The sequence below is a fragment of the Pseudomonas cremoris genome, from assembly GCF_014230465.1.
Genome location: NZ_JAAXCY010000005.1, coordinates 138,663 through 157,292 on the forward strand (window position 1 = coordinate 138,663; position 18,630 = coordinate 157,292).

General features: G+C 61.0%; 14 protein-coding genes. 3 read left to right on the plus strand and 11 right to left on the minus strand.

Annotated elements, in window-relative coordinates; all coding sequences use genetic code 11:
• Nucleotides 1–17 precede the first annotated feature (17 nt).
• The 5 genes from HF257_RS13720 to HF257_RS13740 form a co-directional block, all read right to left on the minus strand.
• Complete coding sequence (locus HF257_RS13720; RefSeq protein ID WP_185706379.1) at nt 18–836, minus strand: NAD-dependent epimerase/dehydratase family protein; 819 nt, start codon at nt 834–836, stop codon at nt 18–20.
• Between the two features lie 171 nt (nt 837–1,007).
• Nucleotides 1,008–2,270: an OprD family porin gene (locus HF257_RS13725; RefSeq protein WP_185706380.1), complete on the minus strand. Its 1,263-nt coding sequence runs from the start codon at nt 2,268–2,270 to the stop codon at nt 1,008–1,010.
• A 179-nt stretch (nt 2,271–2,449) separates the two neighbouring features.
• A complete protein-coding gene (gene copD / locus HF257_RS13730; protein WP_185706381.1) occupies nt 2,450–3,307 on the minus strand; it encodes a copper homeostasis membrane protein CopD in 858 nt (285 codons plus the stop codon).
• 3 nt (nt 3,308–3,310) lie between these two features.
• Nucleotides 3,311–3,676, minus strand: a complete 366-nt coding sequence (copC, locus tag HF257_RS13735) for a copper homeostasis periplasmic binding protein CopC (protein WP_185706382.1) — start codon at nt 3,674–3,676, stop codon at nt 3,311–3,313.
• Nucleotides 3,670–4,137 carry a GNAT family N-acetyltransferase gene (locus tag HF257_RS13740; protein ID WP_185706383.1) on the minus strand — a complete coding sequence of 156 codons (468 nt, stop codon included), beginning with the start codon at nt 4,135–4,137 and terminating at the stop codon, nt 3,670–3,672. Before HF257_RS13740 ends, copC begins: the two co-directional genes overlap by 7 nt.
• A gap of 143 nt (nt 4,138–4,280) precedes the next feature.
• On the opposite strand from HF257_RS13740, the gene HF257_RS13745 reads away from it, so the two are divergent.
• On the plus strand, nt 4,281–4,901 hold the full coding sequence (locus HF257_RS13745) for a TetR/AcrR family transcriptional regulator (RefSeq protein WP_185706384.1): 621 nt from the start codon (nt 4,281–4,283) through the stop codon (nt 4,899–4,901).
• Nucleotides 4,902–5,024: 123 nt separating this feature from the next.
• On the opposite strand, the gene preA is transcribed toward HF257_RS13745, so the two are convergent.
• From preA to hydA, 3 genes are all read right to left on the minus strand, one after another.
• A complete protein-coding gene (gene preA, locus HF257_RS13750) occupies nt 5,025–6,299 on the minus strand; it encodes an NAD-dependent dihydropyrimidine dehydrogenase subunit PreA (protein WP_185706386.1) in 1,275 nt (424 codons plus the stop codon).
• Nucleotides 6,299–7,666, minus strand: a complete 1,368-nt coding sequence (locus HF257_RS13755; RefSeq protein WP_185706388.1) for an NAD(P)-dependent oxidoreductase — start codon at nt 7,664–7,666, stop codon at nt 6,299–6,301. Before HF257_RS13755 ends, preA begins: the two co-directional genes overlap by 1 nt.
• A 152-nt stretch (nt 7,667–7,818) precedes the next feature.
• A complete protein-coding gene (hydA, locus tag HF257_RS13760) occupies nt 7,819–9,258 on the minus strand; it encodes a dihydropyrimidinase (RefSeq protein ID WP_185706390.1) in 1,440 nt (479 codons plus the stop codon).
• 591 nt (nt 9,259–9,849) lie between these two features.
• On the opposite strand from hydA, the gene HF257_RS13765 reads away from it, so the two are divergent.
• Together HF257_RS13765 and HF257_RS13770 are read left to right on the plus strand one after the other, a co-directional pair.
• Nucleotides 9,850–11,337, plus strand: coding sequence for an NCS1 family nucleobase:cation symporter-1 (locus HF257_RS13765; RefSeq protein ID WP_185706392.1), 1,488 nt, complete (start codon nt 9,850–9,852; stop codon nt 11,335–11,337).
• A 41-nt stretch (nt 11,338–11,378) separates the two neighbouring features.
• On the plus strand, nt 11,379–12,662 hold the full coding sequence (locus tag HF257_RS13770) for a Zn-dependent hydrolase (RefSeq protein ID WP_185706394.1): 1,284 nt from the start codon (nt 11,379–11,381) through the stop codon (nt 12,660–12,662).
• 147 nt (nt 12,663–12,809) lie between these two features.
• On the opposite strand, the gene HF257_RS13775 is transcribed toward HF257_RS13770, so the two are convergent.
• From HF257_RS13775 to HF257_RS13785, 3 genes are read right to left on the minus strand one after another with little or no spacing between them, the layout of a single operon-like run.
• Entirely contained in the window at nt 12,810–14,228 is a 1,419-nt protein-coding gene (locus tag HF257_RS13775; RefSeq protein ID WP_185706396.1) for an efflux transporter outer membrane subunit, read from the minus strand.
• Entirely contained in the window at nt 14,212–15,381 is a 1,170-nt protein-coding gene (locus HF257_RS13780) for an efflux RND transporter periplasmic adaptor subunit (protein WP_185706398.1), read from the minus strand. Before HF257_RS13780 ends, HF257_RS13775 begins: the two co-directional genes overlap by 17 nt.
• Entirely contained in the window at nt 15,371–18,592 is a 3,222-nt protein-coding gene (locus HF257_RS13785) for an efflux RND transporter permease subunit (RefSeq protein ID WP_185706400.1), read from the minus strand. Before HF257_RS13785 ends, HF257_RS13780 begins: the two co-directional genes overlap by 11 nt.
• Nucleotides 18,593–18,630 lie beyond the last annotated feature (38 nt).

Genomic DNA, 18,630 nt, shown 5'->3' on the forward strand with positions numbered 1-18,630 from the left:
CTTGGGTGGATACGCACTCAGTCACCGAACGGCCCGGCCGCGCAGAACGCACCGCCCTGATACACCTTGGCCGGGTCATCGGCGGCCACCGGTGGCTGGGTTTCGACTTGGGCACGGAACACTTCGGAGTTGTCCTTGGGCGCGAAGCCCAGGTGCGCGGCGTAGCGGTTGTCCCACCAAGTGTCGAGGTTGTCCGACATGCCGTAGACCACGGTGTGGCCGACGTTGGGGGTGTACAGCGCGCGTTCCAGTAATTGGGTGAGATCATCGAAGCTCAGCCAGGTGTGCATCATCCGGCGGTTCTGCGGTTCGGGGAACGAGGAGCCGATGCGGATGCTCACGGTCTCGATGCCGTAGCGGTCGAAGTAGAAACTGGCCATGTCTTCGCCGTAGGACTTGGACAAGCCGTAGTAGCTGTCTGGGCGGCGTTGGGAGTGGGCGTCGAGTTTCTCGCCCTGTTTGTAGAAGCCGATCACATGGTTGGAGCTGGCGAAGATCACGCGCTTGACCCCATGGCGGCGAGCGGCTTCGTAGATGTGGAAAATGCCGCTGATATTGGCGCCCAGCACTTCTTCGAAAGAGCGCTCCACCGACACGCCGCCAAAGTGCAGGATGGCGTCGACGCCTTCCACCAAGTGGTGCACGGCTTGTTTGTCGGCGAGGTCGCAGGGTTGCACTTCTTCGGAGTCATCGGCCGCTGGGGCCATGTTGGCGATGTCCGACAGGCGCAACACCTGGGCGTAAGGGCGCATGCGCTCGCGCAAGACTTTGCCCAAGCCGCCGGCGGCACCGGTGAGCAGCAGGCGGTTGAAGGGGACAGGCGTGGTAGTGGTCATTGAAATTCCAGTTGTTGTTGTAGGTTGTCGTATGACTTGATCGAAGTATCGTTACGGACTCCTTGGCTTGTCAACGCCCCTTTGGACGAATGAGATCAAATGTGGGAGCGGCGGTGCGACGATTCCACAGGGGATTTGTGTTGGTGGCAAATCCCTGTTCGGCGCGAAACCTTACAGCAGCGAAATCGGGTAGCTGATAAAGATCCGATTCTCATCAAATTCATTGTTACTAAAATCCCGACGCATGGTCGCGTTCCGCCACCGCACGTTCAAATCCTTCAACGCCCCACTTTGCACCGTGTACGCCAGTTCCGACTCGCGCCCCCATTCCTTGCCATCGGTGATCGCTCCGGTGTGCACATTACTGCCGCTGATATAGCGGTTCATCATGGTCAGCCCAGGAATACCGAGCACCACGAAGTTGAAGTCATGCCGCACCTGCCAGGATTTTTCCTTGGCGTTGTCATAGCTGGCGTTGTAGCTGTCGTTGGCCAGGGTGCCGCCGCTGGTGCCATTGACCTTCATCCACGCGCTATTGCCGGTGAGTTTCTGCAGGCCTACATAGAAGGTGTTGCCGTTGTACTTGGCCGAGAGCAGGGCGAATGCAGTCTTGTTGTCGAGGTCGCCCGCGAGGGCGCTGCCGTCTTCCTTGCCGTTGAAGAAACCGAGGTTGGCGCCCAAGGTCCAGTCGCCCACGGGCTGGCTGTGGGTGAGGTTGAGGTACTGTTGCTGGTAGATATCGGTCAGTTCGGCGTACCACACGCCGACTTGGGTGCGCTTGTCGTTGAAGGAGTATTCGCCGCCGCCGAAGTTGAAGCGGTCTGAAGTAAACGCAGCTTTGCCGTTCATGAACATGTCTTCCATGCTCGCGTCGTTGCGGGGGCTGTTGCCGCGAAACTGGCCGCCGTACAGCGTAAGGCCGGCGATTTCGTTAGAGGTGACCTGCCCACCTCGGAAGGTCTGGGGCAGGGAGCGACCATCGTCGGAGCGCAGGATCGGCAGTACCGGCATCCATTCGCCGACCTTCAGTTCGGTCTTCGACAGCTTGGTTTTCAGCGCCACGCCCAGGCGCCCGAAATTGTCTGCGGGGCGGCCATCACTGTGCACCGGCAACAGTTGCGTGCCAGCGGTGCCTTTGCCGCCGTCGAGCTTTTGCGAATACAGGCCGAGCACATCCAGCCCGAAGCCGACCGTACCTTGGGTGAAGCCAGACTTGGCGTCGAGAATGAAGTTCTGCGTCCATTCTTCGGCCTTGGCCTGGGGGTTGGTCGGGTTCGTGAAGTTGCGATTGAAGTAGGCGTTGCGCAGGTTGAGCGTGGCCTTGGCATCGTCGAGAAAGCCGTCGGCCTGGGCACTGAGGGGGACGGTGACGGCCAGGCTGCCGAGGCTGATCAAACCGAGACGTGCGCAGGAATTGCGGGCGAATTGACTCACAGTGAAGCTCCCTTTTTTGTTGTTTTTATTATTTGTCGTACGTCGTCGTACAACATTAATGGCGATATTTGCGGGGATTTTGGGCGGTGTCAAGGGGAAGTTATACGATGACTTGGTTGAAGCTCATCCAACGCAAGCACGATCAATGTAGGAGCTGGCTGCATTTCAAAGGGGAGAGCTCAGTTGGTCATGACCATCGGGGGCAGGGTACCCAACAGGGAAACCGCTACCACTGCAGAAATCCCCAGTAACCACTCAACCATCACACTGGCCTTCAAACTGCCCAGACGCGCTTCACAACGCTCAATCCGCAACCGGTTCAGCAACGCCAGTGCCAACATCCCCAGCACCAGCAGCACCTTGATCAACAGGATCAGCGCAAAGCCGCTGAACAGCGGCGTGGGCCAAAACTGCCCTGTCAGCACCCGCACGTTGATCAACCCCGTGACCAGCAACCCCGCCACCAAGCCATACCCCACGCCACTGAATCGACGCAGGATCGACTCCAATGCATAGCTGTGCGGATGGCGCAGGACCAGCACCAGCAGCATCAAGCCACCCAGCCATGCGCCCACGCTGAACAGATGCACCACTTGGTTAAGAATCAGCATTTGCCCGCTGAGCCCGTTCAGCATGGCGCCATGGCCGACGGGGGCCAGGGTCGCCAACAGCAGCGCGATCACGGGTAGGCGCAGCACAGGCCAGGGTTTGACCAGCGCGATCACCAGCAACAGGTTCAGCAGCAGATGCCACACCCACACCTGGCCAAAAAATGTCTTGCCCAGCACCAGCTGTACTGTCGACAGATGCAGCGCGGCATCCCAGCTGCCGGCCATGCTGGCGGTGATCAACAGTAGCCACGTCACGCCAGACACCAGCCCAACCCAGGCCAGAGCACGGGTGATGCGCAGCAATTGCAGGTCCAGCACCGGCTGAGTGGCTGCTCCGAGCAGCAGGGGCCTGAATACACAGGCCCCGAACATCAACAATACGACGATGAAATGCACGAAGCGGCAGAGCACCAACAGGGTTGCCATGGGTTATTGGCCGACCTTGAAGCTGTATTCGCCGTTGCTTTTGTGGGTATCGACCGACACCGCGTCCCACACCACTTTGTAGGTACCGGCGGCCAGGGGGGCTGCCGGCGTTACCACCAGGGTTTTCTTGTCGGCATCCGGGGTTTCCAGGCCCTTGATGGCGACTTCGGTGCCATCCTTGCTCAAGGACACCTTGGTAAAGGTGGCTTCGACGCCTTCGCTGAAGGTCAAGCGCAGGTCGGCGGGGGCTGCGACGGTGCTGTCGGCGGCGGGGACGGCGCTTTTCAGATGGGCATGGGCAAACGCCGCCGAGGCGCCCAGCAGGGACGCCAGTAGCGCGACGGTCGTCAGTGTCTTCTTGATCAACATTGTTCAGTACCTTCAGATGAGGGAGTCGGTAAGGCCATGTGCAACAAGGGAAAGGGCTTGCCCTCGCCATCCAGCGGCGAACGCGCAACCTGAATAAAACCATAGTGCAGGTAGAAACCCACAGCCTGTGGGTTTTGCTCGTTTACGTCGACGGTGAGCGTGTCGTGACGGGCACGGACGTGGTCCAGCAATTGCCGGCCAATGCCTTGGCCCCGTCGATCGGGGTCGATAAACAACATTTCCACATTGCTCGCACCCGTGGCGATATACCCGGCGACACCGTTCTGGTCTTCATACACCCATACCTCCAGGGCGGGCATCGGCAGGTAGGTGTCCCGTACCAGAGGCAGCAAACGCTGGATATCATCCTCGGGCAGGAAGGCATGGGTGGCGCGTACCGAGCGCTCCCACAGTGCGCCCAGCACTGGGTCGTCGGTGGCCACGCGAGGTCGAATAGTCATTGCAATGATCCTTCATAGGGACCGCGATCCTAACCAATCCGATTTCCACGGGAAAGGTTCGCGTCAGAAGTTTCATTATGGCCTGTCGCCGCGATCTAGAGCCGATGGTAGTCTTTAACCCAAGTTGTTGTCAGGGAGCCCTTATGGGCAATCACAAGATCGGAATTCGCCGGGTCAACGTCGAAAAAATCCTGCTGGCGGCGGAGAAAATTTTCGCCGAAAAAGGCTATGGCAGCACCGCCATGGCTGACATCGCCAAAGAAGTGCAACTGCCGCGCTCCAACTTGCATTACTACTTCACCACCAAGAGCGAGCTGTACAGCGCGGTGCTGTTCGGCCTGCTGGAGCTGTGGAAGCAGGATGCCCTGAGCTTCGAGACCTTCGATGACCCGCGTGTGGTACTCAGCAGCTACATCCGCGCCAAGATGCAGCGCTCGCGCACGCGGCCGTATGGCTCGAAAGTCTGGGCCAACGAAATCATCCACGGCGCCCCCACCTTGGGTGAGGCGTTGGATGAAAGCCTGTACGACTGGGCCAAGATGAAGGAAGCGAAAATTCGCCAGTGGGTGGAGGACAAACGCATCTTGCCGGTGGAGCCGTCGAGCCTGCTGTACATGATCTGGGCGTCGACCCAGCACTATGCCGACTTTGACCATCAAGTGAAGATCTTGAATGATCACCAGCCGTTGTCGGATATGCAGTTTGAGCGGGCGATCCAGACGGTGACGGGGGTGATTTTGCGGGGGATTGGGTTGGAGCCCTGATTTTTCTGGTGAGGCTGAAGGCCTCTTCGCGAGCAAGCCCGCTCCCATATGGGACCGCATTTCTGTCTGAAGGAATGCAATCGAATGTGGGAGCGGGCTTGCTCGCGAAGGCGGCCTGGAGGGCTATACAGCTTCCCGATAAGGATTACGCGGATCCTGCGTCCAATTCAAAAACGGCTTGCCCGTGTCCATCGGCACCATCTCGATACAGTCGGCCACCGGGCAGGTGATCTGGCACAGGTTGCAGCCCACACATTCATCGTCAATCACCTCGTATTTGTGCGTGCCATCCGCCAGTTTCACACTCTCAATCGCCTGGTGCGACGTGTCCTCACAGGCAATATGGCAACGCCCACAACCAATGCACGCCGCCTGGTCAATCTTCGCAATCACCTGATAGTTGATATCCAGGTACTTCCAGTCTGTGGTGTTGCCCACCGCGCGCCCGGAAAAATCCTGCAGGCTGGTGTAGCCCTGGCTGTCCATCCATCGCGACAAACCATCTTTCATCTCCTCCACAATCCGAAAGCCGTGCAGCATCGCCGCTGTGCACACCTGTACGGCGCCGCAGCCCAGTGCGACGAATTCCGCGGCATCACGCCAGTTGCCGATGCCGCCAATGCCGCAGATGGGCAGGCCTTGGGTCTGTGGGTCACGGGCGATTTCGGCGACCATGTTCAGCGCAATTGGCTTGACCGCCGAACCGCAATAACCGCCGTGGGTGCTTTGGGTGCCCACCACGGGGAGCGCGACCATACGTTCCAGGTCGACGCTGGTGATGGAGTTGATGGTGTTGATCAGCGACACCGCATCCGCGCCGCCGCGATAGGCCGCCCGCGCCGCCACGCGGATGTCGGTGATGTTTGGCGTGAGCTTGACGATCACCGGCAGCGAGCAATAGGTCTTGCACCAGCGTGTCACCTGTTCCACATACTCCGGCACCTGGCCCACCGCCGCGCCCATGCCGCGCTCAGGCATGCCGTGGGGGCAACCGAAGTTCAGCTCGATGCCATCGCAGCCGGTGGCTTCCACCAGCGGCAGGATGTTCTTCCACGATTCCTCCACGCACGGCACCATCAGCGACACGATCAGCGCGCGGTCGGGCCAGTCCTTTTTCACCTGGGTGATTTCCCGCAGGTTGATCTCCAGTGAGCGGTCGGTGATCAGTTCGATATTGTTGATGCCCAGCACTTCACGGTTGGCGCCGTAGTGGGCCGAGTAGCGTGACGACACGTTGACCGCCGCCGGGTCTTCGCCCAGGGTTTTCCAGACCACGCCGCCCCAGCCCGCTTCGAAGGCGCGGACCACGTTGTAGGCCTTGTCGGTGGGCGGCGCGGAGGCCAGCCAGAATGGATTGGGGGCTTTGATACCGGCGAATACAATCGAGAGATCGGCCATTACGCAGCCTCCACATTCAGCATGAGTTGGGCGTGCATGGCTTCAGCGGCCAGCTTGCCGTGTTGCACCGCCTGCACGGTGAGGTCCTGGCCGAGGCTGACGCAATCGCCACCGGCATACACACCAGGAATGCTGGTGCGCAGGTGCTCATCGACAAAAATCCGCTCGCCAACGCGGTGCAGTTGCTGGGCCAGCGGGTCGTGCAAGGCCTCGCTGTCAAACCCTTGGCCGATGGCCTTGAAGATCGCATCGGCAGCCAGTTCGAAGGTTTCGCCGGTAGGGTGCAGGCGGCCGTTCTCCATGCGCGTACGCAAGAAACGCATGCCGCGTACGTGGCCGTTGTCATCCAGCAGCACGGCTTCCGGTTGCGCCCACGTCAACAGGCGTACCTGGTTCGCCTTGGCGATGTCCTGCTCATGCTGCGTGGCGCCCATGTCTGCCAGGCCGCGACGGTAGACGAGGTTGACGTCGCGGGCACCGAGGCGGGCCATTTGCACGGCCATGTCGATGGCGGTATTACCGGCGCCGAGCACGATGCAGCGGTCGGCCAGGGGCAGTTGGGTGAGGTCGTCGGCCTGTCGCAATTCGCGGATGTAGTCGGTGGCGGCGAGCAGGCCGGGGGCGTCTTCGTGGGGCAGGCCGAGCTGTTTGCTGGCGGCCAGGCCGAGGCCCAGGAACACCGCGTCGAATTGCTGGTGCAGTTCGCTCAAGGTGAGGTTGTCGCCCAGGCGCTGGCCGTGGCGGATCTCGATGCCGCCGATCTGCAGCAGGAAGTCGAGTTCCTTCTGGGCGAAGTCGTCCACCAGTTTGTACTTGGCGATCCCGTATTCATTCAGGCCGCCGGCCTTTTCCCGCGCTTCGAAGACCACCACGTCATGGCCGTGCAAGGCACTGCGATGGGCACACGCCAAACCCGCAGGCCCGGCACCGACCACGGCGATGCGTTTGCCGGTGGACGCGGCGCGGTGGAAAGGGTGCTCAGTGAAGTGTGCATTGTCCACCGCATAGCGTTGCAACAGACCGATGAGCACCGGGGCACATTCTTCGCTGTTGTTACGCACGCAGGCTTGTTGGCAGAGGATCTCGGTGGGGCAGACCCGGGCGCAACTGCCGCCGAGGATGTTGGCAGAGAGAATTTTCTGCGCGGCGCCTTGCACGTTTTCTGTGTGGATATTGCGGATGAACGAAGGGATGTCGATTTCGCTGGGGCATGCATTCACGCATGGCGCGTCGTAGCAATACAGGCAGCGCGAGGCTTCGAGCTGGGCCTGGCGGGCATTGAGGGGCGGTGCCAGGTCGGTGAAGTGGCTGGCGAGTGTTGGCCCGTCTTCAGTGGGATGGGGGAGGTGGGTCAGGGTCTGGATCACGGTATTGGCCTCACGGTTATTGAGGTGCTGCCTCTGATGGGCATTGGTTTTTGTGTTGCCTGTGCCGGCCTCTTCGCGAGCAAGCCCGCTCCCACATTTTGAATGTGTTCACAAAACGAAATGTGGGAGCGGGCTTGCTCCCGAAGGCGGTATCAGCGTTTCACAGCAGTGGGCCTGGAACGCTCGGCCCGCTTGCTTAACTGCTCAAACACCGGCGGGTACGTCGGCCGCTCCACATACCGCCCGGCACCGCGTTCGGCGCGCAGGTCGCCATCGGCCCAGACCAACTTGCCCTGGCTGATGGTGTGGCTCGGCACGCCGCGTACGGTCTTGCCTTCGAAGATGTTGAAGTCGACTTTTTGATGGTGGGTCTTGGCGGAAATCGTCCGCGTACCCTGGGGATCCCACAGCACCAGGTCGGCATCCGCACCCACGCGGATTGCACCTTTGCGTGGGTAGAGGTTGAAGATCTTTGCAGTGTTGGTGGAGGTCAGCGCGACAAACTCCTGCATCGACAGACGCCCGGTGTTGACGCCTTCGTCCCACAGCAGCGCCATGCGGTCTTCGATGCCTGCGGTGCCGTTGGGGATCTTGCTGAAATCGTCACGCCCGGCGGCTTTTTGCTCGGCGCAGAAGCAGCAGTGGTCGGTGGCGGTGGTGTGCAGGTTGCCCGATTGCAGGCCGTGCCACAGGGCTTCCTGATGCCCACGTGGGCGGAACGGCGGGCTCATCACGTAGCCGGCGGCGGTTTGCCAATCGGGGTGTTGGTAGACACTGTCGTCCAGCAGCAGGTGGCCGGCAAGGACTTCGCCGTAGACCGGTTGGCCCTTGCTGCGGGCGTAGGTGATTTCGTCGAGGGCTTCCTTGGTCGAGACGTGCACCAGGTACAGTGGGGTGCCAATGGTTTCGGCAATACGTATCGCGCGGCTGGCCGCTTCGCCTTCCACCTGTGAGGGGCGCGAGAGCGGATGCGCTTCCGGCCCGGTGATGCCTTGGGCCATCAATTTGCGTTGCAGGTGATACACCAACTCGCCGTTTTCCGCATGCACGGTGGGCACTGCGCCCAGCTCCAGGCAGCGCTCGAAACTGGCGACCAGGGTATCGTCGGCTGCCATGATCGCGTTCTTGTAGGCCATGAAATGCTTGAAGCTGTTGATGCCGTGTTGGCTGACCAGCTCGGCCATTTCCTCGCGCACCTGCTCGCTCCACCAGGTGATTGCCACGTGAAAGCCGTAGTCGGATGCGGACTTCTCCGCCCAGCCGCGCCACTGGTGAAACGCCTCCAGCAACGACTGCTGCGGGTTGGGAATCACGAAGTCGATGATCGACGTGGTGCCACCTGCCAAGCCCGCCGCCGTACCACTGAAAAAGTCTTCACTGGCCACGGTGCCCATGAAGGGCAGTTGCATATGGGTGTGGGGATCGATGCCGCCAGGCATCAAATATTGGCCGCTGCCATCGAGTGTTTCAGTGCCGGCGGGAATATCCAGATTCGTACCAATAGCCCGAATTAGACCGCCTGCGCATAACACATCGGCGCGGTAACTTTCATCATGGGTAATAACGGTGGCGCCACGGATCAACAGCGACATGTCGAGTTCCTCACAGGCTTGACCGGCTTGTGCCAGTTCTAAGTGTTGTAATGCTGCTTACCGATGGTCGATTAATTCCTGTCATCGGTGACAGGAATAGAAACTAGCCCGAGTTTTTCGATTGGGCAAGAAGATTTTTTATAAGCTTATATCGTATTTAAAACATTGATTTATAACGAGAAAAACAGAAAATCACCAAAATGTGGCAACCTTTAACCATTTTGACGCACTTGACAGGTTTCTAAATTGAGCAACATTTCTTATTGCAAATCAGACGCTTGAGACATGCCTCTTGACGAGGGCGGTAAATAAAAATAATTGTGTTGCACCAGATTGAGTCCTGATGGTTCGGGCAACTATCGCGTTATTTAGCCTGAGTAGCGTGGCAAGTACCGAACGCTCAATTGGAAAGCTGATAAACATCAGTAAGTTATATAAGCGGTGCGGGTGCGGTAACGGTTGTCGGCACGGTTATTGAGTGCAGTGGCGGCTGGCCGGACCCGTGATGTCATGTTGTTTACGAGGTACTCCGGCCATCCAGTGCACAGCATTGGATGAGCAACAATAATTCGAAAAAACCGTGGAGCGGCCATGCAACAGAACAGATCGCAAGTCATTGAACGCAACGGCCTGTACGAACTCGACGCCGGCCCCGACGTCCTCGACAGCCCGCGCTACAACCACGACATGGCACCGACCAAGGTGCACGAACGAACCTGGAACAAATGGCACATCACCGCGCTGTGGGTCGGCATGTCGATCTGCGTGCCCACCTATACGTTGGGCGGGGTGCTGACCGCGTACTTCGGGTTGTCAGTGGGGGAGGCGCTGATGGCGATCCTGCTGGCCAACATCGTGGTGCTGATCCCGCTGACCCTTAACGCGTTTCCCGGTACCAAGTACGGCATCCCGTTTCCCGTACTGTTGCGCTCATCGTTTGGCATTCTCGGTTCCAACGTGCCGTGTTTGATTCGAGCGCTGGTGGCGTGTGGCTGGTTTGGTATCCAGACGATGTTTGGCGGGCTGGCGATTCACCTGTTCCTGGGCTCGATTTTCGAGGGTTGGAAGTCCCTTGGTGGCACCGGAGAGGTGATCGGTTTCATGATTTTCTGGTGCCTGAATTTGTGGGTGGTGCTGCGTGGCGCCGAGTCGATCAAGCGCCTGGAAACGTTGTCGGCACCGCTGCTGGTGGCCGTGGGTATCGGCCTGTTGGTGTGGGCGATGCCCAATGTTTCTCTCAGCGAGTTGATGGCGATTCCGCCCAAACGTCCTGAAGGCGCGAGCCTTACCGGTTATTTCATGGCCGGCCTGACGGCGATGGTGGGGTTCTGGGCCACCTTGTCCCTGAACATTCCCGACTTCAGCCGCTACGCCAAAAGCCAGAAAGACCAGATTCTGGGGCAGATCTTCGGCCTGCCGCTGACCATGTTCCTGTTCGCCGCCCTGGGCGTGATCATGACCGCCGCATCGGTAAAACTGGTGGGTGTGAGCGTGTCCGACCCGGTGACCTTGATCGGGCATATCCAAAGCCCGGTGTGGGTGGCTATCGCCATGGCGTTGATCATCATCGCCACCTTGTCCACCAACACGGCGGCCAACATTGTCTCGCCCACCAATGACTTCCAGAACATCGCGCCGAAGTTGATCAACCGCACCACGGCGGTGATCCTCACCGGGCTGGTGGGGTTGGCGCTGATGGCGCATGAGCTGCTGAAAAAGCTGGGGTTGATCGTTTCCGATGTGAGCCTGGAAACCGTCTATTCCAATTGGTTGCTCGGTTACTCAAGCCTGCTTGGGCCGATCGCCGGGATCATGGTGGTGGACTATTTCATCACCCGCAAACAGCAACTCGACCTGGCCGGTTTGTACCGCGATGACGTGTACCCGGCGTGGAACTGGAGCGGGTTTATCGCGTTTGGCGTGCCGGTGGTGTTGACGTTGCTGTCGTTGGGCAGCGATGCATTCAGCTGGTTCTACAGCTACGGCTGGTTTACCGGTTCGGCGTTGGGTGGGCTGTTGTATTACGGCCTGAATGCCAAGCGGGGCATCAGCCAGGTGCCTGCCAAATCCCACAGTTGACCGCGTCAACTCATAAGAAAATATCGCCTGAGGAGATCCCCATGAACGCTGCGCTCGACGTTCTGCAGTCCACCCATCAGCACATCAACCGCGACCGCTTGTGGCAGTCCCTGATGGACTTGGCCAAGCTCGGTGCTACGCCCAAGGGCGGTGTGTGCCGCCTGGCCCTCACCGACCTGGATCGCAAAGCCCGCGACCTGTTCGTGCAGTGGTGCGAGGACGCTGGCTGCACCGTGACCGTTGACGGTATCGGCAACATCTTCGCCCGCCGCCCCGGTCGCAATCCCAACCTGCCGCCGGTGATGACCGGCAGCCATATCGACACCCAGCCCACCGGCGGCAAGTTTGATGGCTGCTTTGGTGTGCTGGCCGGGGTGGAAGTGCTGCGCACTCTCAACGACCTGAACGTGGAAACTGAAGCACCACTGGAAGTCGTGGTGTGGACCAATGAAGAAGGCTCGCGTTTTCCGCCGTGCATGATGGGCTCAGGGGTGTTTGCCAAGAAATTCAGCTTGGCGGATACCTTGGCCAAGGTCGACGCGGACGGAATCTCCGTTGGGGATGCCTTGAATGCTATCGGCTATGCGGGTACTCGCCCGGAAAGCGGCCACAAAGTCGGCGCGTATTTTGAAGCGCATATCGAACAAGGGCCGATCCTTGAGGACGAGAAAAAAACCATCGGCGTGGTGTTGGGCGCGCTCGGGCAGAAGTGGTTTGACCTGAAATTGCGCGGCGTTGAAGCCCATGCGGGGCCGACACCGATGCACTTGCGCAAGGACGCCCTGGTAGGCGCGGCGGCGGTGGTGGCGGCGGTGAATGCGGCGGCACTGGGGCATCAGCCGCATGCGTGTGGCACGGTGGGGTGCCTGCAAGCATATCCCGGCTCACGCAACGTGATTCCAGGCGAAGTGCGCATGACCCTCGATTTCCGCCACCTGGAACCGGCGCGGTTGGATTCGATGATTGCCGAGGTGCGCAAGGTGATCGATGACACCTGTGCCAAGCACGGTCTGAGTTTTGAAATGGAGCCCACGGCCGACTTCCCACCGCTGTACTTCGATAAAGGCTGCGTGGACGCCGTGCGCGATGCCGCGAATGGGTTGGGCCTCTCCAACATGGACATCGTCAGCGGGGCAGGGCATGACGCGATCTTCGTCGCCGAGCTCGGCCCGGCGGGAATGATCTTTGTGCCGTGTGAGGGTGGCATCAGCCATAACGAAATCGAGAATGCCGCGCCGGATGATCTGGCGGCGGGATGTGCGGTGTTGCTCAGGGCAATGGTGGCTGCGTCAGCCGCTATCGCCAGCGGTAAACTCGCTGCCTGAAATACTTGTAGTGAGCGGGCTTGTCCCGCGCTGGGTGGCGAAGCCGCCCCAATAAGGACGCCGCAGTGTCTCAGAAAGACCGAGGTGCCCGGGTTTAGGGCGGCTTCGCCACCCAGCGCGGAACAAGCCCGCTCACTACAAGGTCGTTTAGGCTGGGGGTTGCCAGCCTCCTCCGAGGGCTGTGATCAGGCCGACACTCGCCTGCAACTGCCGCGTCTGCACCGCCTGCAACGTCCTTTGCGCCTGCAACGCGGCCGTCTGTGCGGTCACCACGTCCAAATAGCTCACCGCGCCCGCCTGGTAGCTGTTCATTGCCAGCGCTTGTGTGTGCTGCGCCGCATCCGCTGCCGCTTGTTCATCCTGGGCTTCCTGCTGCAAATCCCGCAGTTGCCCCAGGTTGTCCTCCACTTCGCGGATGGCTTTCAGCACATGGCTGCGGTACTGCGCCGAGGCTTCTTCGAACTCGGCCTTGGCCTGGCGCTCATTGGCGCTCAAGCGCCCGCCGTCAAAGATCGGCAGGTTGACCAACGGCCCCAGCGCCCAATAACGATTGCCCGCCGAAAATAAGTTGCCGACGCCCTGGGTCTGCCCGCCAATCAGTCCGGTCAAGCTGAAATCCGGGTACCACGCTGCCTTGGCCACGCCAATATTGGCGTTGGCGGCAAACACCCGGCGTTCTGCCGCCGCGATATCCGGGCGGCGTTGCAGCAGGTGGCTGGGCAATTGTGAAGGGATACCCGGCAGCGCGATCAGCTGCGGGCTCGGGGGCAGCGTAAAGTTGCTGGCCGCCACGCCCACCAGTTCACCCATCGCGTGTTCGGTGAGGTTGCGTTGGCCTTGCACTTCGTCCAATTGCGCCTTGGCTTCGGCCAGTTGGTTTTGCGCACGGGTCAGGTCCAGCTCCGAAGCGATCTGGCCTTCATAGCGGCTACGCGTCAGTTGCAGCGCCTGGCTGAAATCCCCCAGCGAGCTGTTCAGGATCCGCGCCTGCGCGTCCAGCCCATTGAGTTGCACATACAAGGTTGCCAACTGATGCTGCAAGCTCAGGCGCGCCACCGCCAAGTCATCGCCGGACGCTTGCGCCTGGGCATCGCCGGCTGCAACTTGGTTACGAATCTTGCCCCACAGGTCCAAGTCGTAGCTCAACGAAAACCCTGCGGTGTTGCTGTTGTACACCGAGGGTTGCGTGCTGCCGCGCAATGGCCGCGTATCCGATTGCCGCTGGCGCAGCGGTTGCGCACTGGCGGTGATTTGCGGGAACAGCCCGGCGTGCAATTGGCTGGCGTACGCCTGGGACGCATCGAAGTGCGCCAGTGCCGCCGCCAAGTCCGGGTTGGCCTTGAGCAGTTGCTGTTGCAGGTCATCCAGCCGCGAGTCGTTGTAGAGCTTCCACCATTCAGGCGCGAGTTGGTCGGACGGTTGCGCACTGTGCCACGGGCCGTCGCTGGTTTGTTCGCGGTAGCCGGCGGGCAGGTCAACCGTGGGCACCTTGTAGGTCGGCGCCATCGAACAACCCTGCAATGCCAGCAGCATCAATGCCGCGAGGGGTTTAAGCCTTGGGCGCATGCGCACCTCCAGAGGCATCGGCCAACTGCACCGGGTCACCTTCGCGCAAGGCGTCGGGCGGGTTGTCGACCACGCGGTCGGCGGGTTTAAGGCCTTGGTCGATCACCAGCCGCTCACCGAGGTCCAGGCCGATGTGGATGGTTTGCAGGTGCACGTGGTTGTGCGCGTCGAGCACCGCGACCTGGGTACCTTGAGCACGGAAGATCAGGGCGCTGGCAGGAATGCTCACGCCGTGGGTGTCGGCTGGAATCGGCAGCGTGGCTTCGGCGTAATCACCGGGCAGCAGTTCGCCGTTGGGGTTGTCGGCGACGAACTGCGCAAGCAGGGTGCCGGAGCGGCGGTCGATGGCGGTGGAGTCGCCGATCAGGCGCGCCTTGAAGTGCTCGCCAGGATGCTCGGGCACCGTCAACTCGGCTTCAAGGCCTGGGTGGATGACCGCCGCGTAGTTCTGCGGCACTGGTACATACAGGCGCAATTGATGGGTGTCGGCGATGTTGAACAGCTCCGGGTCGCTGTCGGTATCGGCCTTGATCAACTGGCCGATGTCGGTGTTACGCGCGGTGATGGTGCCGGCAAATGGCGCACGGATGGTCTTGTAGCTTTCCAGCGCCGACAGCCGCGCATAGTCGGCAGCAGCGGCCTCGGCGTTGGCCTTGGCGGCAGCGGCGTTGGAGGTTTTCTCATCGGCCTCCTGGCGTGAAACCGAGTGACTGGCGAGCAGGTTTTGCCAGCGTGTGGCGGTGGTTTCGGCCAGGCGCGCGTTGGCCTGTTCCTGAATCAACCGGGCGTGGGTTTGCGCCATTTGCTGGTCCAGGTCCGGGCTGTCGATTTCGGCCAGGATTTGCCCGGCTTTGACTTGGGTGCCAATGTCGGCTTTCCAGTCCTTCAAGTAGCCGCTGACCCGGGCATGGATCGGCGCCTTGCTCCAGGCTTCCAGGTGTGCCGGCAAGCGCAGGGTGTCGCCGGCGGCGTTCTGTTGCGGTTGGAACACCATCACTTGCGGGATGGCGGCGGTCTCTGTCCAGGCGGTCACCGATTGTTCGTGCAACGTGCGGGCATGCAGGCCGTTGGCGACCAACAGGGCAGCCAGAGTCAGGCCGCCGACACCCATGAGCATCAGACGCTTGCGCGAGGGTTTGTGATCAGACGACATGTGGGGTTTCTCCTGCAACAGCGCGAGTAGGGTGACGCCCGTGGACCAGGCTGAAGACCACGGGTACAAACAGCAGGGTGGCGATGGTGGCGAAGATCAACCCACCGATCACCGCCCGGCCGAGGGGGGCGTTTTGTTCTTCGGAAATGGCCAGCGGCAACATGCCGATGATCATTGCCAGGGCAGTCATGCACACCGGACGGAAGCGCGTGTAGCCGGCCTCCATCGCAGCCTTGAGCGCATCGCCATGTTCGGCCAGGCGTTCACGGCAGAAGCTCACCACCAGGATCGAGTTGGCGGTGGCCACGCCCATGCACAAGATGGCCCCCGTCAGTGCCGGCACCGACAACGAGGTGCCGCTGAGGAACAGCATCCACACGATCCCCGCCAGTGCGGCCGGCAGCGCCGTAATGATCACGAACGGGTCGGCCCAGGATTGGAAGTTGACCACGATCAGCAGGTAGATCAGTACCACCGCGCCGAGCAGGCCGAAGCTCAAGCCGCTGAACGCTTCATGCAGCGCATCGATCTGCCCATGCAGGCTGATCACCGCGCCTTTGGGGCGCATGGAGGCGGTGTCATCCAGCACCTTTTGCACGTCGCGCGCCACGCCGCCGAGGTCGCGGCCTTGAACGTTGGCGTACAAATCCAGGGTCGGTTCGATGTTGTAGTGGGTCACGACCGCCGGGCTCTCAACCCGGGAAATAGTCGCCACACCGCCGAGGATTTGCGACTGGCCGTCGGCACCGGTCACCGGCAATGCTTCCAGTGACGGCAAGCTGTCGAGGCGGTATTGCGGCGTGGCGGCGACGATGGAGTACGACACGCCGTTGGCCGGGTTGAGCCAGAACGTGGGAGCGGTCTGCGAGCTGCCGGCCAGGGACGCGACCATGCTGTTGGTGACGTCGCGCTCGGTGATGCCCAAGCCGTTGGCGCGCATGCGGTCAACGTTGACCTGCAACGACGGGTAGCCGGTGGACTGCTGGATGCGCAGGTCGGCAATGCCCGGCACGTGTTGCAAGCGGCGCTCAAGCTCTACCGCGTACGCACGGTTTTCTTCATCGCTGCGTCCGGAGATCTTCACGTCCAGCGGAGCAGGGGCGCCGAAGTTGAGGATCTGGCTGCTGATGTCCGCTGGCAGAAAGGCAAAGTGGCTGCCGGGGAAACTTTGCGGCAGGGCTTCGCGCAGTTTTTTCACGTAGTCGGCAGTTGGTGCATGGTCCTTTTTCAGGGTGACCTGGATGTCGCCATCCTGCGGGCCGATGGTGCCGCTGCTGCTGTAAGCCATGTCGATGCCGCTGAGCGGGATGCCGATGTTGTCGACGATGGTGTCGAGTTCTTCGGCGGGGATCACTTCGCGGATCCGCGCTTCGATACGGTCGAAAGCCGCGGCGCTTTCTTCGATGCGCGTGCCCAGCGGCAGGCGCACATGCAGCGCGAGGGCGCCAGCGTCAGTGGCCGGGAAGAAGTCCTGGCCCAGGCTTGGCAGCAGCAGGAACGAGGCGAGTACGCAGGCCAGGAAGCCGACGATAAAGCGCTTGCGATTGCCCAGCGCAAGCATCAACACACCATGGTAGGTGTCGCGGATATTCGAAAAGTGGCGCTCGAAACCCTGCTGGAAATTCAGCACCGATTGCAGCACGGCATTGCGTTGTTTGGTGTGCTGCTCGCCCTCGTGGTGGTTGATGAATTCATCTTCCGGGTGATGCCCCGCGCCTTGCTCCGGTACATGGGGCTTGAGCAGGAACATTGCCAGGGTCGGCACCAAGGTGCGCGAGAGGATGAATGAACTGGCCATGGCAAAGATCACCGCCAGCGCCATCGGCCGGAACAGGTAACCGGCGATGCCTTGCAGCAGGAACATCGGCACGAACACGATGCAGATGCACAGCAGCGAAACAAACGCGGGGCCGACGATTTGCGCGGCGCCGTCGAGGATCGCGGTCTTCACCGCTTTGCCTTGCTCCAGGTGCCAGTTGATGTTTTCGATGGTCACCGTGGCGTCGTCCACCAGGATGCCCACGGCCAACGCCAGCCCGCCCAGCGTCATCACGTTGAGGGTTTGCCCGCTGACTGCCAGCAGTGCGATGGCCGACAAGACTGCCAAGGGAATCGAGGCGGCGATGATCAGCGTCGAACGCCAGCTGCCGAGGAACAGCAGGATCATCGCGCTGGTCAGCAGGGCGGCGATGATGCCTTCCTGGGCCACGCTGCCCACCGATTGCTTGACGAACACCGAGGCGTCACCCAGCAACGAGGTCTTCAGCGACGGCGGCAGCGTTTCGTTGATGCGCGGCAGCATCTGGCGGATGCCGTCGATGATCGACAGGGTGGAGATGCTGCCGTTTTTCAGCGCCGGCATCAGCACGGCGCGATGGCCGTCTACACGCACGATGTTGGTTTGCGGCGGCGAGCCGTCACGCACATGGGCCACTTGGCCGATAGTGATCAGCGCGCCGTCGACCGTCTTGATCGGCAGGTCGTTGAGCTCATCGATGGCCTTAGGGCTGTTGTTGAGCAGGATCGTGTATTCGTTGGGGCCGAGTTTGGCAGTGCCCACCGGAATGATCTGGTTTTGCAGCGCCAGCGCGTTACCCACGTCCTGAGCCGACAGACCTTTGGCGGCCAGCGCCTGCGGGTCAAGGTCAAGGGTGATCTGGCGTTGCTTGCCGCCCATGGGCGTCGGCATGGCCAGGCCGGGCAGGGCGCTGAGGGGCAAGCGGATATTGTTCTGTACCAGGTCGCGGATCTTCGCTTCCGAGAGGCTGGGGCTGGAGAACGCCATCTGCAAAATCGGCACCGTGGAGGCGCTGTAGTTGAGGATCAGCGGCGGCGTGATGCCCGGTGGCATCTGCTTGAGCACGGTTTGTGAAACGGCGGTCACTTGGGCGTTGGCGGTGCGGATGTCCACGCCCGGTTGGAAGAAGATCTTGACGATGCCCATGCCGGGCAGCGATTGCGATTCGATGTGTTCGATGTCGTTGACGGTGGTGCTCAGGGAGCGTTCGTAGGTGTAGATCACCCGTCCGGCCATGGCGTCCGGCGACAAGCCGTTGTACTGCCAGACCACGGCGACCACGGGGATGCCGATATCGGGAAAAACATCCGTAGGGGTTCGCAGGGCCGCCATCGGCCCGATGATGCAGATGAATATAGCCAACACGATAAACGTGTACGGCTTTTGCAGTGCGGTCTTTACCAGCCCGAGCATGCGTGAACCTCCATTGGAGCAGGATTGCAAACCCCGGC